This window comes from Sneathia sp. DSM 16631, assembly GCF_014892235.1.
GTDB lineage: Bacteria > Fusobacteriota > Fusobacteriia > Fusobacteriales > Leptotrichiaceae > Sneathia > Sneathia vaginalis.
The window spans coordinates 29,474-48,876 of record NZ_JADBHL010000004.1 but is presented as its reverse complement, the minus strand read 5'-3'; the positions used below and the strand labels follow the sequence as shown (position 1 = coordinate 48,876).

Annotated in this window: 13 protein-coding genes and 3 pseudogenes; 15 read left to right on the top strand and 1 reads right to left on the bottom strand. The window is 30.4% G+C overall.

Annotated features, from left to right (window positions below; translation table 11 throughout):
- Positions 1–705: 705 nt before the first annotated feature.
- The 13 genes and pseudogenes from ltrA (at position 706) to IMK15_RS02830 (ending at position 14,802) form a co-directional block, all read left to right on the top strand.
- The gene (gene ltrA / locus IMK15_RS06465) at positions 706–1,410 is read left to right on the top strand and encodes a group II intron reverse transcriptase/maturase (RefSeq protein WP_226869179.1); all 705 of its coding nucleotides are present in this window, start codon (positions 706–708) and stop codon (positions 1,408–1,410) included.
- A gap of 163 nt (positions 1,411–1,573) precedes the next feature.
- Positions 1,574–1,792, top strand: a pseudogene (locus tag IMK15_RS06460) (group II intron maturase-specific domain-containing protein); the annotation flags it as partial.
- Between the two features lie 217 nt (positions 1,793–2,009).
- Positions 2,010–2,288: pseudogene (locus IMK15_RS06455) on the top strand (sigma-70 family RNA polymerase sigma factor); the annotation flags it as partial.
- Between the two features lie 164 nt (positions 2,289–2,452).
- Positions 2,453–4,990, top strand: a complete 2,538-nt coding sequence (locus tag IMK15_RS02870; RefSeq protein WP_192941820.1) for a DEAD/DEAH box helicase family protein — start codon at positions 2,453–2,455, stop codon at positions 4,988–4,990.
- A 506-nt stretch (positions 4,991–5,496) separates the two neighbouring features.
- On the top strand, positions 5,497–5,652 hold the full coding sequence (locus tag IMK15_RS02865; protein ID WP_192941819.1) for a hypothetical protein: 156 nt from the start codon (positions 5,497–5,499) through the stop codon (positions 5,650–5,652).
- A 98-nt stretch (positions 5,653–5,750) separates the two neighbouring features.
- Positions 5,751–7,424 (top strand): annotated as a pseudogene (locus tag IMK15_RS02860) (recombinase family protein).
- Positions 7,424–8,923, top strand: coding sequence for a recombinase family protein (locus IMK15_RS02855; RefSeq protein WP_226869177.1), 1,500 nt, complete (start codon positions 7,424–7,426; stop codon positions 8,921–8,923). The pseudogene IMK15_RS02860 and the gene IMK15_RS02855 overlap by 1 nt, the downstream one beginning before the upstream one ends.
- A 160-nt stretch (positions 8,924–9,083) precedes the next feature.
- The gene (locus IMK15_RS02850) at positions 9,084–10,577 is read left to right on the top strand and encodes a recombinase family protein (protein ID WP_192941818.1); all 1,494 of its coding nucleotides are present in this window, start codon (positions 9,084–9,086) and stop codon (positions 10,575–10,577) included.
- Positions 10,578–10,687: 110 nt separating this feature from the next.
- Positions 10,688–10,996, top strand: a complete 309-nt coding sequence (locus IMK15_RS02845) for a hypothetical protein (protein ID WP_226869176.1) — start codon at positions 10,688–10,690, stop codon at positions 10,994–10,996.
- Between the two features lie 137 nt (positions 10,997–11,133).
- The gene (locus IMK15_RS02840) at positions 11,134–13,332 is read left to right on the top strand and encodes a DEAD/DEAH box helicase (RefSeq protein WP_192941817.1); all 2,199 of its coding nucleotides are present in this window, start codon (positions 11,134–11,136) and stop codon (positions 13,330–13,332) included.
- A gap of 183 nt (positions 13,333–13,515) precedes the next feature.
- A complete protein-coding gene (locus IMK15_RS06450; RefSeq protein ID WP_319016684.1) occupies positions 13,516–13,917 on the top strand; it encodes a reverse transcriptase domain-containing protein in 402 nt (133 codons plus the stop codon).
- Between the two features lie 116 nt (positions 13,918–14,033).
- Positions 14,034–14,150 (top strand): group II intron maturase-specific domain-containing protein, encoded by a 117-nt coding sequence (locus IMK15_RS06695; RefSeq protein WP_408022175.1) that lies wholly within the window; start codon positions 14,034–14,036, stop codon positions 14,148–14,150.
- Between the two features lie 232 nt (positions 14,151–14,382).
- A complete protein-coding gene (locus tag IMK15_RS02830) occupies positions 14,383–14,802 on the top strand; it encodes a hypothetical protein (RefSeq protein ID WP_192941816.1) in 420 nt (139 codons plus the stop codon).
- A gap of 45 nt (positions 14,803–14,847) precedes the next feature.
- On the opposite strand, the gene IMK15_RS02825 is transcribed toward IMK15_RS02830, so the two are convergent.
- Positions 14,848–15,798, bottom strand: coding sequence for a helix-turn-helix transcriptional regulator (locus IMK15_RS02825; RefSeq protein ID WP_192941815.1), 951 nt, complete (start codon positions 15,796–15,798; stop codon positions 14,848–14,850).
- Between the two features lie 144 nt (positions 15,799–15,942).
- On the opposite strand from IMK15_RS02825, the gene IMK15_RS02820 reads away from it, so the two are divergent.
- Together IMK15_RS02820 and IMK15_RS02815 are read left to right on the top strand one after the other, a co-directional pair.
- Positions 15,943–17,697 carry an ABC transporter ATP-binding protein gene (locus tag IMK15_RS02820; protein ID WP_192941814.1) on the top strand — a complete coding sequence of 585 codons (1,755 nt, stop codon included), beginning with the start codon at positions 15,943–15,945 and terminating at the stop codon, positions 17,695–17,697.
- Positions 17,681–19,402, top strand: a complete 1,722-nt coding sequence (locus tag IMK15_RS02815) for an ABC transporter ATP-binding protein (protein WP_192941813.1) — start codon at positions 17,681–17,683, stop codon at positions 19,400–19,402. Before IMK15_RS02820 ends, IMK15_RS02815 begins: the two co-directional genes overlap by 17 nt.
- Position 19,403 lies beyond the last annotated feature (1 nt).

Here is a 19,403-nt window from a genome sequence, read left to right as displayed (position 1 = left end):
TGAGGTTCTATAAACATGATTATATCCTTTCTAATGAATAATATAGATTATATCATGATTTAAGCATATATTAAACTATTTAATCTAAAATTTTGTTGGGGGTTAAAACAAAAAAATAATATAATTTGTATATAAAATCTCGAGTTTGACAGTTTTTTAGAATATAAATAGGCTATAGCCTAGTTTTTACTAGGTTATAGCCCATTTTATGTATGACGGGCATGTCATCAATCTGTGGTTAAAGTCCACGTAGGGCGTAATTGTCAGCGAACCTCATAGCAACTCCCAAGGTTTGTACCGTGAGGTATAGGTGAGAAGAAGGGATAGCGAAATTGTAGCTTGACGAACAGAAACTTGTATGGCGGATAAACGGGCATAAAGTCGTGAAGTCCAAAAGACAATCGTAACCCATATAAGTAAATTAGGCAGTTAGACAAGAGAAGATTGATGACTTATCCCGTGAGGTCTCACTAGCGAAGTAGTAGTAACAACTAATAGTGAGAAGTCAGCAAAAGCCATAGTAGTATTGAAACATTTGTAATAGAGGTGGAGCGAAGGGTTAAATAATTCAAAGTCAAATAGACTTGCAAAAGTATGTATCCATATCTGACAAGAGAATAGTACCAAAGACGTAACGGCGAGAAATTTTCACAGGAGATAGGAGTATGAGGATACAGAGCATAACAAAGAAAGGAGACAATCCAAATGGCAGAACTACTAGAACATATACTCAGCAGTGGGAAAATGCTTGTAGCACTAAATAAAGTAAAAGCAAATAAAGGTGCAGGAGGAGTAGATGGAATATCTACCAAAGAAATAGATCAATATCTTAAGGATAACTGGGTAGAAATTAAAGACAAGATTAAACAAAGAAAGTATAAACCAAAACCAGTTAAAAGAGTAGAAATACCTAAACCAAATGGTGGTGTACGAAATCTTGGAATACCGACAATAGTAGATAGAGTAATAGAACAAGCAATTGCACAGGTACTAACACCGATAGCAGAACCACACTTTAGTGATAACAGTTACGGTTTTAGACCAAATCGCAGAGCACAGCAAGCGATAGTTAAATTACTTGAGTATTTCAATGGCGGAAATATCTATGTTGTAGATATTGACCTAGAGAAGTTCTTTGATAATGTTCCACAAGATAAACTTATGACCCTAGTTCATAATCTCATAAACGACCCAGACACAGAGTCACTAATTAGGAAATACCTTAATGCAGGAGTAATGGTAAAAGGGAAATATGAAGAGACGACTAAGGAAACACCAAAAGGAGGAAATCTATCACCACTTTTAAGTAATATAATGCTGAATGAATTAGACAAAGAACTAGAGGCAAGAGGACTAAACTTTGTGAGATATGCAGATGATTGCATAATTACAGTAAGAAGTAACGCATAAGCTAATAGAGTAATGGCGTCAGTAACAAAATGGATAGAAAAGAAACTAAGACTAAAAGTAAATGCAACAAAATCCAAAATCACAAATCCAAGGGAATTAAGGCTTTTGGAAAGATAAAACAGAATGGAAAGCAAGACCGCACGAAGATTCAGTTAAAAGATTTCAGAGGAAACTGAAACAGTTAACAAAGAGAAGTTGGGCAATACCAATGACTTATAGAATCAATAGAATAAATCAAGTAATTAGAGGTGGGATAAACTATTTTAGGTTAGGAAATATGAAACGTGCATTGGAAAGGATAGATGAGCACCTTAGGAAAAGAATGAGAATAATCATATGGAAACAGCGGAAAACAAGAGAAAAGCGAATATGGGGTTTATGAAAACTCGGAACACCGATGTGGATGGCAAAACAGTCAGCAGGATTTGGAGACCATTATCAATTGGTAGCCAAAACAACAGGATTATGCCATATAACTAAAGAAATCCTAGCAAAGCGAGGACTTCAAAGTTGTTTGGATTATTATTTGAATTAAACCGCTGTATGCCGAACGGCACGTACAGTGGTGTGAGAGGGGCTACATTTTAGTCCCTACTCGATTTTCTTCTTTTGACCATGATGGACATTTTGAAGATAGCATCGTTGACGAAGGCTTTGATGTAGATAAGATTGTTCAGACACAAATGATGATAGAGGCAGTACGAGATGCACTATCAAAATTAAATGATGAAGAAAGAGAAATCATTGATAGGCTTTATTTCAATGATGAAACTATTCGCTCAGTAGCTGAAACTAAAAAAATATCTCATACAGCTCTCATAAAGAGAAGAAATAAGATATTGGACACGTTAAGAGAATTGCTGAAAGACTTTAGGTAATATTAACTTAAAGGAGCTAGGAAGATAAAATCTATCGGCTCCTTTTAATTTGCTAGAATGGAAAAATATGTTTAAAAATGGTATAATTATATCATGTATTCAGAAAATAAATTTTAAAAATACAGAGTTTTAATTTGTATTATTTATAAAAGAGAGGGGATAATATGGCTATTAATTTTTCAAAATTGAAATCTTCTTCTAACCAAGCATCTATAGAACCAAGAGATATTTTTATGGCATTGCCTGCAAAGGATAAAAGCTATGGGTATCCTCGTGATGTTCAAACAGAAGTTTGGAAGCAGTGGTTTGATAAACGAAATGAAAAAAACACAATAATAAAAATGAACACTGGAAGTGGAAAAACTGTTGTGGGGTTAACAATTTTACAGAGTTGTTTAAACGAAGGAAAAGGTCCTGCAGTGTATATTGTTCCAGATAATTTTTTAATGAAGCAAGTTTGTGACGAAGCAATAAAGCTAGGGATTAGGGTTGCTTATGATAATGAAGGTGCGAAAGGTGAAGAAGATTATTATTTCAAGCATAATAAAGCAATTTTAGTAACAAATATACACAAATTAATTAATGGTAAAAGCATGTTTGGGTTACGCTCAAGTAATAATGTTAAAATTGGTAGTATCATAATCGATGATGTACACGCTTGTTTAGATACGATAGAAAGGCAACACACAATAACTATTGAATCTAATCATGATTTATATAAAAAAATAATTTCATATGTATCTAATTATACAGAAGTCAATGAAAGTCAAAATTTTTGTGATATAAAAGATAGAAATGATCCGAGATATAGTTACTTGGTTCCGTTTTGGATTTGGCAAAAAGAATGTCAAAAAATATATAATAGTATTTCTGATGAAGATTATAAGGATGAACCATTCGTATTGTTTAATCTTCCATTGATGCGTGATAATTGGAAAACAGCTAATTGTGTTATTTCTGCTCGTAGGGTCGAAATAACGTTAAAAGGTACTCCTATAAATAAAATAACTAGTTTTGAAGAAGCTCAGCGTAGGATATTTATGAGTGCGACACTAGCGGATGATAGTGTATTTGTATCTAGTATTGGATTAAACAAAAAAGAACTTTCAAATATTATTACACCTGAAAAGGCAAATGATATTGGTGAAAGGCTCATAATTTTTCCTAAACATTTAAATGCTAAGATAACAAATGAAGAGATAAAAAATGAAATTTGTAATATTGCTAAGCAACATAATGTTGTAGTTATTGTACCATCTTTTGATAGAGCTAATTTTTGGAGTGATATAAGTCCTAGTCAAATTCTTTCATCAAATGAAAATAATATACAAAGTGGTGTTGATAAATTAAAAAGTGGAGAATTCACGGGAATTACGATTCTAGTAAACAAGTATGATGGAATTGACTTACCAGATGATGCTTGCCGAATGCTTGTTGTTGATGGATTACCAAGTATACGGAGTGAGTATGATTTAGCAATACAAGGGATGAATCCAAATGACAACAGATTGTGTAGAGAACAAATTCAGAAAATTGAACAGGGAATGGGTAGAGGGGTTAGATCAAATAATGATTTCTGTTCAATAGTATTGATGGGAGAAAAACTAGCTGATGTAATTGTAAATCAACATGGTAAAGAATTTTTTAGTTCAGCAACACTAGAGCAATGGAATCTTTCTCAGCAACTATGGGAACAACTAATGGAATCTACACCAAGTCCTACTATAAAAAATATTTTTGATTTGACTAATTATATGTTTGAGCGTAACCCAGAGTGGATTTCTGCTAGTAAATCTAATTTATCTAATGTTGTGTACAATAAATCTGGTAATGTAGATTCTTTGATTCTTGCGACGCGGAAGGCTTTTGAAAAAGAATGCTTAGAAAATTATGAGGAAAGTTTTTCGATTATAGAGCAAGAAAAGAATAAAACAAATGATAACAAAACTAAAGGGTTGTTGATGCAGTATATGGCTGAATATAAGAACTTCAGTAATCCGGCTATGGCACAGGAAATATTACTTTCAGCAAGAAACCTTAATTCTATGGTTTTAAAACCAATTAAGGGAATCCAATTTTCAAAATTAACTAGTACAAATAATGGACAATCTAGCTTTATTATAAAATATATTGAAAAAAATGGATTAAATGCCAATGAATATATTCTACATGTATCGGCTATATTAGAAGATTTAAAATTTTCAGACAATCCTGCGAAACGATTTGAAAAAGCACTCAATGAGATAGCATTAGTTATAGGTATTGCATCATCTCGCCCAGAAGTTCAATTTGGAGGAGAAGCTCCTGATAACTTACTAGCATTTTCAAATTCTGAATATGTAATTATTGAATGTAAGAATAGAACGACAACAGAATTAATTTCAAAATATGACTGTGAACAGTTACTTAGTTCGATACAATGGTTTAAGAATCATTATATACTTGGAGAAAAATATATTCCGATTATGATTCATAACAGTGATACTTTCCAAACTGAGGCATCACCTAGTCCAGATATGAGAATTATGACACCTGAATTATTGGATGAATTTTCACACGCAATAAGAGGGTTTGCAGAAGGGGTTGTCAAAAATGGAGTCTTTGGGAATAACAAAGAAGTTGTAAAATTATTAAATTCATTCAAGTTAAATGGTTATCAGATAATTAATCAATATACAAAGCCATTTAGTAAAAATAAATAACTTTTAAAATTTGCATCTATAAAATTTTATAGGTGCTTTTCTTTTTAAAAATTTCATAAATCTGGTTACCAAGATGGATAAATTTTCACTATTAAAGTGTAGGGGAAATTTATCCTTTTGCTTTTGAGGTAGAAGAGAAAATCTATTCCGTTATTAAGCAAAGAATCCTACATAGCAGAAAGCTAATTGATCTTTGATAACTGAATAGACCAAGGTGTGACGTTATCCATTTGTGGAGAATTATGACTTACGCCAAGACTTTTCTGCTGAGAAATTGGTTTAAATGAATACTGGTAAGTGCCAAGGATAAAAGAAAAAGAGCGATAAATAGGAATACATAAAGGATAGGTGTGGCAATCTATCTCTGTGATACGAATGGTGATAATGATACTTCAATAGTTTAAGCTGGCTCGTCTTAATAAGGTGCGGTGGTGAGATTCCAATGTAGCAGCCAATGCACCTACCAATGTCATAAAACTTATTATAAAAATAGTGAGGTTAAGACTATGAATAAGAAAAAAGAAGTTAAGAAAGATAAGGATAAGAAGCAAATAGCCGATGATTATTCTAAAAAAATAACCTACTCTACAAGCGAAAGTGAAAAGCTTGGTTTACTGGATATTGTTGAGATGTATCTATGTAAATCCTGTGTCAGAATTTGAGGGGCTGACAAAGAGAAATAGGGTGCGGTAAAATATAGGTGGTAGAAGTAATCTCCCAAAATGACTATTTGCCAAAATATCATTTTAGGAGGATTGTTATGAGAAATACTGCGTGTATGTATCTTCGTCTTTCAAGAGAAGACGGAGACAGTAATGAAAGCAACTCTATTTCAAATCAAAGACAAATAATCAAATCTTACGCTAAAGAAAAGAACATAGATCTATCTTTTGAATATATAGATGATGGATATAGTGGTTCTAATTTTGAGCGTCCAAATTTTAAGAATATGATTGATGACCTGAATAAAGGAAAGTTTTCTATCATTATGGTAAAAGACTTATCTCGTTTCGGCAGAGATTATATAGAGTCAGGTAAGTATCTTCAAAAGATATCTCCTGAAAAAGGTATTCGCTTCATATCTGTAAATGATAACTATGATAGTGATAATGCGGATATTAGCGATACACATTTAATACTTCCAATTAGAAATTTTATAAATGACAGTTATTGTAGAGACATTTCTATGAAAGTGAAATCATCAAAAGAAGTGAAAAGAAAGAATGGTGAGTTTATTGGATCATTTGCTCCTTTTGGATATAAGAAAGATGATAAAAACAAACATCAGCTTGTAGTTGATACAGAAGTAGCTCATATCATTGAGCGAATATTAAATATGAAAATAGAGGGATATTCCTCAAAGGCTATTGCCGACTTTCTAAACAGTATTGGAACAGTCACACCATCAAAGCACAAAGAAAATAATGGTGATAACTTCAATATTGGTTTTGTTGTGAAAAAAGCAAAATGGGATGCTAAGATGGTAAACCGTATTATTTCAAATAAGGTTTATATTGGTGTCCTGGAACAAGGAAAAACAACAAAATTAAATTATAAATCAAAGCATGAAGTAGATGTTTCAAAAGAAGACTGGATAGCAATAGAAAATGCTCATGAAAGCATAGTCTCAAAATCCATCTTTGCACTTGCAAATAAAATGCTACTTCGTGATGTGAAACAATCTAAAGATAAGCCATATATATTATCAGGTATGCTTTATTGTAAAGATTGTGAAAGTCCTATGATCAGGCGAAAAGTAAGAGACAAGATTTTCTATATTTGCTCTGAATATAACAATACTGGAGAGTGTTCAAGACATAGTGTAAAAGAAGACTATGTTACTCATGCAACTATTCATGCATTAAATGAATATCTATCTAAGTACAATGAGCTACTTAAAAAAAGTTAGCGAAATAGATGTTTCAAAGTTTACATTAAAGGTTGATTTTGAGTCATTAAATGCAGAAAAAAAGAAGTATGAAAGACTTAGACAATCTCTTTTCTCTTTATATGGATTTAGAAGAATAACTTATAACGACTGAAGAATTTGAACGATTTAGAAAAAAATTATCTTATCAAGATTAGAGAAATTGAGAAACAAATTATTACAAAGCAAAATATCGTAGATGAACTGAAAATGAAGATAAACGATAAAGGTAGTTTCGTTTCTGAGATAGTTCCTAATCCTGTAATCGATGAATTGAATCGATTGTCTTTAGTGTCTTTTATAGATCGTATTGAGATAGGAGAGGATAATGCAATTAACTTTGTCTTCAACAATATTGAAGCAGTAAATCTACTTCAAGCAATGGTGTATAGTGATAAGGCTAAAGCTAAGGATACACATAAGGCAAGATTAATATCAATGGGCAAGTTATTTGGTGAGCAGTTAGAAAAAGTTGAACCTAAGCTTGCAGTTGGAGGTGTTTGTTAATGGCAAGGACTTCCAAAAGATATATAAGAAAAAACGAAGAACAAGCACAAAAAGTATTTTATAAAGCTGGAGTATATACAAGATTATCCAGTGAAAGAAAAGAAGAGTGGCGTGAGAAATCATCGTCTATCGAAACACAGGTGCTTTGTTGTAAAGAGTATGCTCTAAAGGAAAATATCAAAGTCGTAAATATCTACATAGATTATGAATATAGTGGAACAAATTTTGAAAGACAACAGTTTCAAGAGATGATGCAAGATATTCGTGAAAAAAGAATTAATTGTATTATTATAAGAGACTTATCAAGACTTGGAAGAGAATATCTTGAGATGGGAAGACTTATAGATAATGTATTTACGTTCTTGGGAGTAAGGTTTATTTCTGTTAATGATAAGGTTGATACTGTTAAGGATTTAGATTCTAAGAAATCATTTGAAGTAACTCTTAAGAATATCGTCAACGATATGTATGCTAAAGATATTTCGGTAAAAATAAAGACAAGTAAGCATAATAGGGCAAGAAACGGATATTTTATTGGTTCTGTTCCGCCCTATGTATATAAGGTATTGAAATTAAAAGAGGGACAGAAATTAGCAGTTGATGAAAATGTTAGGTTCATTGTTGAAGAAATGTTCCGATTGAAACTTGAGGGGAAAAGTCAATATGAGGTTGCAAAACACTTTAATACAAAGGGTTATGCGACTGGAATGGTCTATTGCAAAACAGGTAGAATTTATAGACAAGATGGTGATCCACAGTGGAATAAAGCTACTATTTCTAAAATGCTTACTAACAGAGCTTATACAGGCACTTTAGTACAAGGTGTTAAGCAACAAAATCTTGCAAAAGGAATAAAGCAACAGTATGTGGATGAAAGTCAGCATATTATATATAAAAATGCTCATGAACCTATTATCTCAAAAGAGTACTTTAAAAAAGTGCTGCAAGGACGAGCAGAGAGATTAAAGAATAATGCTTTTGGTGCCGAAATGCATAACTTTGAGAGAGATTATGAAAATAGATATAAGGGATTGATTTTCAATAATGCAACAGGTAAGGAGCTTTACCGAAGAACCAGAATTTATGGAATAAACCATGATAGGTTTTATTACTCATTTCAAAATGATACTTGTACAGGCAAGATAGATAATGAAGTAAGAGTATTTATTATGGAAAGAGAACTTGATAAAGCAATGTCTGAAAAGGTAGCCGAGTTTATTACTAAGGCTACAAGTAAGGCAAAGCTGATAGAAAGAGTTTCTAAAAGATTTTCCGAAAGTATAGGTAAGCTAAACGAAGATATTTCAAAGCTTAAAATTAGGTTTCAAAAGGAAGAACTACTAATTCAAAAAGCTTATGAAGAATATAGCTTAGGTAAGATTGATAGAGAAGAATATAGCCTTAAAAGAGAGATTGCTCTTAGCCATATTGCAACAATAAATAGTGAAGTTATTTCGGTTGAAAAGGTTGTAAAAGACCTTGAAAGAGATAAAAAATAGCTATTAAGTGGGATTAAGGATGTATTTTCAGCAAAAAAAGTTGAAAAATTACCAGCTGATTTAATTCATAGTTTAGTAGAGAAGATAATTGTTTATGGCAATCATAACTTTGAAATAATCTTTAAATTTAATATGGATAGTTTGATGGGAGGCGTAAATGATGAGTAAAATTGCACTTTATATCAGATTATCTGTAGAAGATCAGATGAAGAAAGATGAGAGAAAAAGTATCATTAATCAAAGGTATTTCCTGAATGATTTTCTGGATAGAAATGATGAATTTAAAAGCTTCCAAAGAGAAGAATATATTGATGACGGATATACCGGAACAAATGAGAAAAGACCATCTTTTCAAAGAATGATTGAGGAAGTTAAGAATGGTAAAATCAATGTCATCATTGTAAAAGACTTATCGAGGTTTATGAGAGATTATATTTCACTTGGTGATTATCTGGAGAATATTTTTCCTTTTCTTGGTATTAGGTTTATTGCGATTAATGATGGCTACGATAGTGCTAGGGAAAAAGGAAACGGAACAGACCTTGATATTCAGTTTAAAGGTTTGTTGTATGATTTCTATACAAAAGATATTTCTCAGAAAATAAAGACAGTTACTACTGAACTTAAGAAGCAAGGAAAGTTTCTTGCTTGGAGTCCACCTTTTGGTTATATGAAAAATCCAGATGATAAGCACAACATCATTATTGATGAAAAAACAGCCTGGATTGTGAAGAAGGTATATGACTTAGCACTTACAGGACTTGCATCAAGAAAGATTGCAGCAGTTATGAATGAAGAGAATATACCAACACCAAACGAGCGTAAAAAAGAACTTACCAATATGGATTATGAATATAATATAGTGTCATCAGATACAAGAGATGCACCAACATGGACAAATGGTACAGTGGTAGATATTTTATCCAATGAAAATTATACAGGTACTTATGTCTTCAATATGCAAGAGAAGTCGGTATTGACTTCTGGCAGTTTTAAATTTAATCCTAAAGAAGAATGGGGTAGAGTTTATGATCATCATGAAGCTATTATCTCAAGAGAAGAGTTTTATAAGGTTCAAGAAATTAAAGAAAAGAATAGCTTCTTAAAAGGAAAGAATACAGATTATCCTTGGAGGACAAAATCGCCATTACAAGGATTTGCAAGATGTCCCACTTGTAATCATATTCTGGGACTTACTCAATCAAAGTTTAAACGACCAGATGGAAGTATGAGAGTACACAAGTATTTTCATTGTAGGATCTGCAAGTGTAATAATGTAGAACATAGAAATTTAAGAGTAGATAAGTTAGAGAATCAGGTACTTGCACTTATTAAAGAGAAATATGGTGAAGCAGAAGTAAAGCCCAAAGAAAAAATAAATATTAAAGATATAGAGAAGAAGATAGAGAAGCTTCAGGCAAAAAAGATGTCTGATTTTGAAAAATATAAGCTTGGTAAAATGACGAAAGTTAAGTTTGTAGAAAGTAAAAACCAGATAGATAATGAAAATGATAGGATTGAAGAAAAGATAAAACTATCTTCTAATGAAATAGAAGTAGTAACAGATAATGAACTTACACGAGAACTTATGGAAAAGTATGTTGACTTAGTTATCTGTGAAGGTAGTATAGTTCAAAAAATCATATGGAAATAGACGCAAGAGGGAGTGGGGAATCACTCTCTTTTTGCTGGATAAATATAGACAATATATTTTGTGTCAGTCGCTTGACATGAGAGGGAAGCGGAACGACAGGTCATGCAGTTATGCAGCTTAATAAAGAAGATGGTGGAAACAGGAAATATATCCTTTGTACAAACAATGAAAATAATATTTGCGAAAAAATTACTTATCAAAGAATGGAGAATATCCAAGAACAACTACCTCATAACCTTAAATATTATAAAACAGAATTTATACCAAAACTTTCAGAAGATGAGGAGATTTTATCTTCTAAGCTTCTTGATTATATCAAGGAAATGGTGAAGCTTGAAAATATGTGCGAGATTGATGGGAATAGTAGAAGAATTATTTTATCTGATGAAGACTTAAATATAGCACTTTCTGAAATGTAAGAAAATGGCATCTTATATATTACATCATTCATATTACTAACTAATGAAATCAAGGATATTATCGAGGAAAGGAAACTTGAAGTTGTTACTATTCCAGACTACTATTTCACAGAAGAATTAAGAGAGGTGAACGAATTATGATGTTAGATTTATTTAATTTTCAAACAGATGCCAAAAATTATCTTTTGGATAAAACAACAGATCCAAATGCAAAAAGAAAAATCATTTTAAAAAGTCCGACGGGGTCTGGCAAAACAATAATTCTACTTTCTTATATCTATGACTATCTTTTGTGGCAGGACCCTAATAAGGTATTTGTCTGGCTTACTCCAGGTAAGGGAGATTTAGAGGAGCAGTCAAAAGATAAAATGGACGAATTTATTCCTCATGCAAAATCTGCTAATATACACGATGCTCTTCTACAAGGTTTCAAGGGAGGTTATACCTATTTTATAAACTGGGAAATGATAACCAATAAAAATAATAATGCCCTTAAAGATAGTGAAAAGAAAAATCTTTTTGAAAGAATTGCAGAAGCACATAGAGAGCAACTTTCTTTTATCACAATTATTGACGAGGAGCATTTGAATAACACATCAAAAGCAGACGATATTTTGTTTGCCCTTAATTCAGATAGAGAGATACGAGTATCGGCAACAACTGTCAAAAATCCGATGGCAGAATTTTACGAAATACCAGAAGAAGAGGTAATAAATTCTGGTCTAATAACAAAGACACTTTATATAAACCCTAGTCTTGAAGCTGACGAGATGGATGACCTTGAAAGTGAAGCTATTTATCTAATACAAAAAGCCGATGAAAAGAGAAAAGAAATTAAAGTCGAGTATGAGAAGATAGGAGAGGAAATTAATCCCCTAGTAATTATACAATTTCCAGATATTAGTGAGTCCTTAGTTACTTTTGTAGAAGAACATCTAACAAACATGAGTTACACCTATAAAAATAAAATGCTTTCTAAATGGTTAAGTGAGGAGAAAATAAATACACTTGATGTTACAGAGGAAGACTCAAAATCAAACTTTTTGATTATGAAACAAGCCATATCAACTGGTTGGGATTGTCCGAGAGCAAAGATACTTGTTAAACTTCGTGAAAACATGACAGAAACCTTTGAAACACAAACAATAGGACGCATAAGAAGAATGCCAAGAGCAAGGCACTATGACAACGACCTATTAGATTTTTGTTTCCTCTATACATTCGATGAAAAATATAAAGAATCTGTTATACAGGGTGGAAACGCTTATGAGGTTAAGAGGTTGTTTTTAAAAGACAAGTGCAAAGATTTTGAACTTGTAAAAGAATTTAGAAATAAAGACTATCAGTTTGTAGATGAAGTACTAGTTATAGATAGAGCTTATGACTATTTTAAAGACAAATATAAACTAACCAACATTAAAAAGGATAATGAAAAACTATTAGAGTCTTATGGTTTTATAGTGGGAACAAAAGTTATATCTACCTTTAGGACTGGTAAGTTTATAAAACTCAAAGATATAGTTGATGAAAAGCAAGGTAAAAATAGGGCAATAGCTTATGAAGTCTCAACTCACGATCATGGAATTGATTGTTTGCATGCAGTTGATATGATTAAAAAAGTGACGGGTGTGCCATCTAACAAAATGAGGGCAATTCTTCAACATCTTTTCTATAAAAATATACCATCAAGAAAAAAGTTATTAAATCTTTCTAATCGTGAGTGGTATGCTTTTATGATAAACAATGCCTATAAACTTAGAGATGACTTTTTAGATCTAGCTGCAATTGCAAGACAAATGCAAATCTTGGATAAGAAAACTGAAAAGTGGAAATTGCCTTTAGAAGATTTTTATAAGTATCTTCCATATGAAACAAAAGTAGTCGAGTATGAAAAAAATGCTTATAAAGAATATAACACCTCTATGACAACATCAGGGTTTAGATCAACCTCTGAACAACTCTTAGAAAACTATCTTGAAAGTAGAGATGATGTAGATTGGTACTATAAAAACGGAGATACAGGTAGGCAATATCTATCAATTATTTATGGTAATAATCTAAGCAAAGAATATCTATTTTATCCCGACTATATAGTCAAAAAGAAAAATAGAAATGTTTGGATAATTGAAACTAAAGGTGGAGAAAGAAAAGGTATCAGTAAAAATATTGATAAGCAAATCGAAAATAAATTCTATGCATTTAAGGACTATGCAGATAGACGTAAAATAAATTGGGGGTTTGTAAGAGATAAAGGTACAAGACTTTATATTAATAACACAGACTATACAGAAGAAATGAATAATGAAAATTGGAAAAGGCTAGAAGATTTATTTTAAAGAGGTGCTAAAAGGCATAAATTTAATATTGAAATTTTGAAAGAGATAGCAGTAATGTTATCTCTTTTTTGTATGACGGGCATGTCATCAATCTGTGGTTAAAGTTCACGTAGGGCGTAGTTGTCAGCGAACCTCATAGCAATTCCCAAGGTTTGTACTGTGAGGTATAGGTGAGAAGAAACGATAGTTAAATTACTTGAGTACTTCAATGACGGAAACATTTATGTTGTAGATATAGACCTAGAGAAGTCCTTTGATAATGTTCCACAAGATAAACTCATGACCCTAGTTCATAACCTCATAAACGACCCAGACACAGAGTCGCTAATTAGGAAATACCTTAATGCAGGAGTAATGATAAATGAGGAATATGAAGAAACAACTAAGGGAACACCACAAGGAGGAAATCTATCACAACTTTTAAGTAATATAATGCTAAATGAATTAGATAAAGAACTAAAGACAAGAAGATTAAACTTTGTAAGGTGTGCAGATGATTGTATAATTGCAGTAGTAAGTAATGCATCAGCTAATAGAGTAAAGGTGTCATTAACAAAGCAGATAGAAAAGAAAATAAGACTATAAGTAAATGTAACAAAATCTAAAGTCATAAATCCAAGGAAATTAAAATATTTAGGATATGGCTTTTGGAAAGACAAAACAGAATAGAAAGCAAGATCACACGAAGATTCAGTTAAAAGATTCCAGAGGATCAAGTAATTATAGGGTGGATAAACTATTTTAGAATAGGTAATATGAAGTATGCATTGAAAAGGATAGATGAGCACCTTAGGAGAAGGATGAGAATAATCATATGAAAACATTGGAAAACAAGTGAAAAGAGAATATGGGGTCTTCGAAAACTCGGAACACCGATGTGGATGGCAAAACAGTCAGCAGGATTTGGAGACCATTATCAAGCGGTATCCCAAACAATAGGATTTCTTTAGTTAAGTATATATTAAACTATTTAATCTAAAATTTTGTTGGGTTTAAATCAAAAAAATGATATAATTATTCCTATAAATGACATAAATCGAGGAGGTATGTATGTTTAAAGTTAAGAAAATAAATCTATTAATAATAGCTGGACTTATTTGGTGTGTGGCTGGTTTTAATGTTGCAAGACTAGGTGTAATTTCATATATGGGTATTGAGGGTAAGTGGTATCTTTATCTTTTATCTTTTATAATTTTTATAATATTTGGTTCAATGTTTTATAAAATGAGTCAAAAGCATACTGAAAGAATATTAAGCTATGATGACTATGTAGCATTCTGGAATTTTTTTGATGTGAAGTCGTATGTTATAATGATAATTATGATGGGTGGAGGAATAGGTTTAAGAGCATTAAAAATTTTGCCAGAATATTTTATTGCATTCTTTTATTCAGGCTTAGGATGTGCTCTTCTAATAGCAGGTATAATATTTATTAAAAATTGGGCATTATTAATACGAGGGGATGTATAAGTTGTTGTTTTTTACAATTCAACAACCTTAAAAGTCTATATAATTTCACTTCTTCATTTTTCTTACTTCGCTAGGGAAGATGCCCATATATCTTTTATAGTAAGTGCTGAATTTGCTAGGTGAAAGATAACCTACAGATTTTGCTATTTCTTGTATTTTTATGTCTGTGTTAATTAGTAACATTTCTGCCATCTTCATTCTCTTTCTTTGTGTGTATTCTGTTATTGTTTGACCATATTTTTCTTTAAAAAGCTTTTTTAGCTTAGTTCCACTCATCATTGAAATTTTTTCTAAAATATTTTGAGAAATATCTTTTGAAAAATTATCATCTAAATATTTTGATACATTTTCAAGGCATTCTTCATCATCAGGAAATAACTTAAAATTTTTTTTATTTAGATATGTGTCAATAAGCACACTTAACCATTCATTAACTTTTGCATTAAAGAAAAATTTAGCAGAAAGAGATTCCTTTTTGCAATTTAAAATATCAAAAGCAATAGGTTCTAATACTTTTGTTAGTATAGTTTGATTAGATAAAAATATTTCTGAATAAAAAGTCTTTGAATCAATATTTAGGGCTTTAAGTTTTCTTTCTAATACTTCTCTTTTAAAACCAATAGAAACAGATAAATAGTATGAATTTTCATGTAGTATAAAGCGAAAATCTTTAGCCATATTATCAAAATCAAGAGAGTATAAAGAATTAGAACTTAGAGTTTGGTAAGGGCTAAATTTCTCACCTTTTGCACTAATTAAATAGCAAGTGTATATAGAAATATAGTTAGAAATATTATATATTTTATTTGAGATTATTTGTTTTTTTATAAAAAAGTCATGTATATCGATAATGAATTCATCGGTTTGATAAAACCAATAAACCCCTTTGATTTTTTGTGTGTCCAAATTAAAAGAGTGACCAACTCTTGAATATTTTGTATTATCTAAATTTTCATCAGTACCCATATATTTTTTTACAAAATCATAGTAATTCATATGTAACCTCCAAAATATCCTGATTAGACATTAATCCTTTTAGACATATCTAACGATAATTATTGCATTTATTATTATACAAGATATATAATAAAAGCACAAGAAAGTAAATTTCAGTCTATTTATATCATAAAGGAGGAGCGTATGTTTGTTTATAGAAAGCTTTTTTCATATATCAAAGAAAAAAAGTATTTTATACTTCTTGCAATATTTTTTTCTGTAGTGTCTGCTTTTCTAACAGTTCTTGCATATTACTACATTTATAGATTTCTATATGAACTAATAATGCAAAATAAGTTAGAAAATTCAAAATATTTAGCCATAAGAACGGTTGTTTTTTTAGTGCTTGGGGCATTATCGTATATTGTATCGGGAACTTTTTCACATTTAGTTGGATTTAGATTAGAAACTAACTTAAGAAAAAAAGGTATAGAAGGTCTTAGCAAGTCTAGTTTTAAATTTTTTGATTTAAATCCTTCTGGAAAGGTTAGAAAGATATTAGATGATAATGCATCACAAACACATCAAGTTGTAGCACATATGATACCAGATAGTTCACAGGCATTTATTATCCCAATATTAACTATAGTTTTAAGTTTTGTAGTGGGTATTAGAGTAGGTATCATTTTAGTTATATTAATAATAATTTGTGGTGGAATATTAGCAGCTATGATGGGTGAGTCAAAATTTATGGAAATATATCAAAAATCATTAGAAAAATTAAGTGCTGAATCTGTGGAATATGTTAGAGGAATGCAAGTCATTAAAATATTTGGAATGAAAGTTAAGTCATTTAAAAACTTATATAAATCTATTAAAGATTACTCTAAATATGCTTATGAATATTCAAATTCTTGCAAAAAAGCATATGTTTTGTATCAATGGATATTTTTTGGACTTGTATCGATTTTAATTATACCTATAGTCTTAATGCTACCCATTTTCGGTAATTCAAAAGGACTTTTAGTAGATTTAATAATGATTACATTTTTAAGTGGCGTTATTTTCGTGTCATTTATGAGAATAATGTGGTTTTCAATGTATATTTTTCAAGCAAATTATGCAGTTGATAGTTTGGAAAAATTGTATGAAAGTATGCAAAAAGATCAAATGAAACATGGTAGTATAGAAAAATTTGAAAATTATGATATAGAGTTTGCTAATGTAACTTTTTCATACGATAAAAAAATAGTATTGAAAGATTTATCATTTAAGCTAGAAAGTGGTAAATATTACGCTCTAGTTGGAAGTTCAGGTTCAGGTAAAACAACAATAGCTAAACTTATTTCAGGATTTTACAGAGTAGATAATGGAAGTATAAAGATAGGTGGAAAATCTATAGAACAATATACTAAAAAAAGTATTGTAGATGCAATATCTTTTGTATTCCAAGATGCAAAATTATTTAAATTAAGTATAATGGAAAATGTTCTGCTTGCAAAATCAAATGCTAGCAGAGAAGAAGTTATGAATGCCCTACATTTAGCTGGTTGTGATTCTATATTAGAAAAATTTAAAGATAGAGAAAATACAATAATAGGGTCAAAGGGAGTTTATCTTTCGGGTGGTGAAAAACAAAGAATAGCTATAGCTCGTGCAATTTTAAAAAATTCAGATATTATTATCCTAGACGAAGCATCAGCTTCAATAGATCCAGAAAATGAATATGAGCTACAAAGAGCTTTAAAGAATTTAATAAAAGGTAAGACTGTTATAATGATAGCTCATAGATTAACAAGTATTAGAAATGTAGATGAAATATTAGTAATTGAAAATGGGCAAATTATTGAAAGAGGTAGCGACAAAGATTTAATGTCAAAGGATACAAAATACAAGAAGTTACAAGAAAAGTTTAATAGTGCAAATGAATGGAGGGTAGAACATGAAGAAGTATTATAAGGAAAAATTTTCTCTTACAGAAGATGGAGCTAATAATTTGGTAAAAGCTACTATACTCTCATTTATTATATATCTCATTAATATGTTACCTGCAATAGTACTTATGATTTTTGCAAGAGAAATACTAGAAGGTTTAGTTGAAACAAAGAGTTTTTATATAATATTCGCTATAGTATCACTTGTTCTATTAGGTATTTTTCTTAATATTGAGTATGAAAAGTTATTTAACACAACTTTTGGTGAATGTGCAAATTTAAGAATAGGAATAGCAGAGCAATTATCAGAATTGCCACTATCATATTTTTCTAAAAATAATCTATCTGATATATCACAAACTATAATGTCAGATATTAGTGGTATAGAACACGCTATAAGCCATTCAATACCAAAGCTATATGGAATGGCAATATTTTTCCCGATAATTTCAATTTTAATGTTAATTGGGAATGTTAAAATGGGGTTGGCTGTAATAATACCGACAATATTCAGTTTTATCTTTATTTTCTTATCGAAAAAATACCAAGTTTTTTTACATAAGAAATATTTTGATATATTAAGAAGAAATTCAGAAAGCTTTCAAGAAAATATTGAAATGCAGTTGGAAATAAAGAGCCTTAATATCGTAGAAAAGATGAAAAATATACTTTATAATAATATGGAAGAAGGAGAAAAAGTACACATAAAATCTGAATTTAACATGATTTTAATTATGGCAATTTCACAAATATTTAGTTTTGTAGGTCTAGCTATTGTCATACTTGTGGGTATAAGCTTAATTATTAAAAGAGAAATTAATGCTGTTTACCTTGTTTCTTATCTATTATGTGCAATAAAAATTAAAGATGCAATAGATTCTTCAAAAGAAGGAGTTATGGAGATATATTATCTTACACCAATGGTTGATAGAATAAAGGAAATAATGACACAAAAACTACAAAAAGGTGTTGATACAGAACTTAGAAAATATGATATAGAATTAAAGGATGTACATTTTTCATATGATAAAGATATTGAAGTGTTAAAAGGTGTAAGTTTTAGAGCTAATCAAGGAGAAGTAACAGCTATTGTAGGAGAATCTGGTAGTGGTAAAACTAGTATTTTAAGACTAATATCAAGACTTTATGATTATGATAGTGGAAAAATTCTAATAGATGGTAAAGATATACAGAATATATCAACAAAGTCATTATTTGAAAAAATTTCTGTAGTCTTTCAAGATGTCACCCTATTTAACACAAGCATTATGGAAAATATACGTATAGGAAGACAAAATGCAACAGAAGATGAGGTAAAATTAGCAGCAAAACTAGCTAATTGTAGTGAATTTATAGAAAAACTTCCTAATGGTTATGAAACTATAATAGGTGAAAATGGATTAGAATTATCAGGTGGTCAAAGACAAAGATTATCTATTGCAAGAGCATTTTTAAAAGATGCACCCATACTTATTTTAGATGAAATTGCTGCAAATCTTGATGTGGATAATGAGAATAAGATTCAAGAAAGTCTTAATAAGTTAATAAAGAATAAGACAGTTATTATAATTTCACATAGAATGAAGTCTATAGAAAATGTAGATAATATTGTAGTTATTGATAAAGGTAAGGTAGAAAGTGTTGGAACTCATAAAGAACTTTTAGAAAAATCTAAAGTTTATAAAAAATTGATAGATAAAACAAAAATGACGGAAGATTTTTTGTATTAAG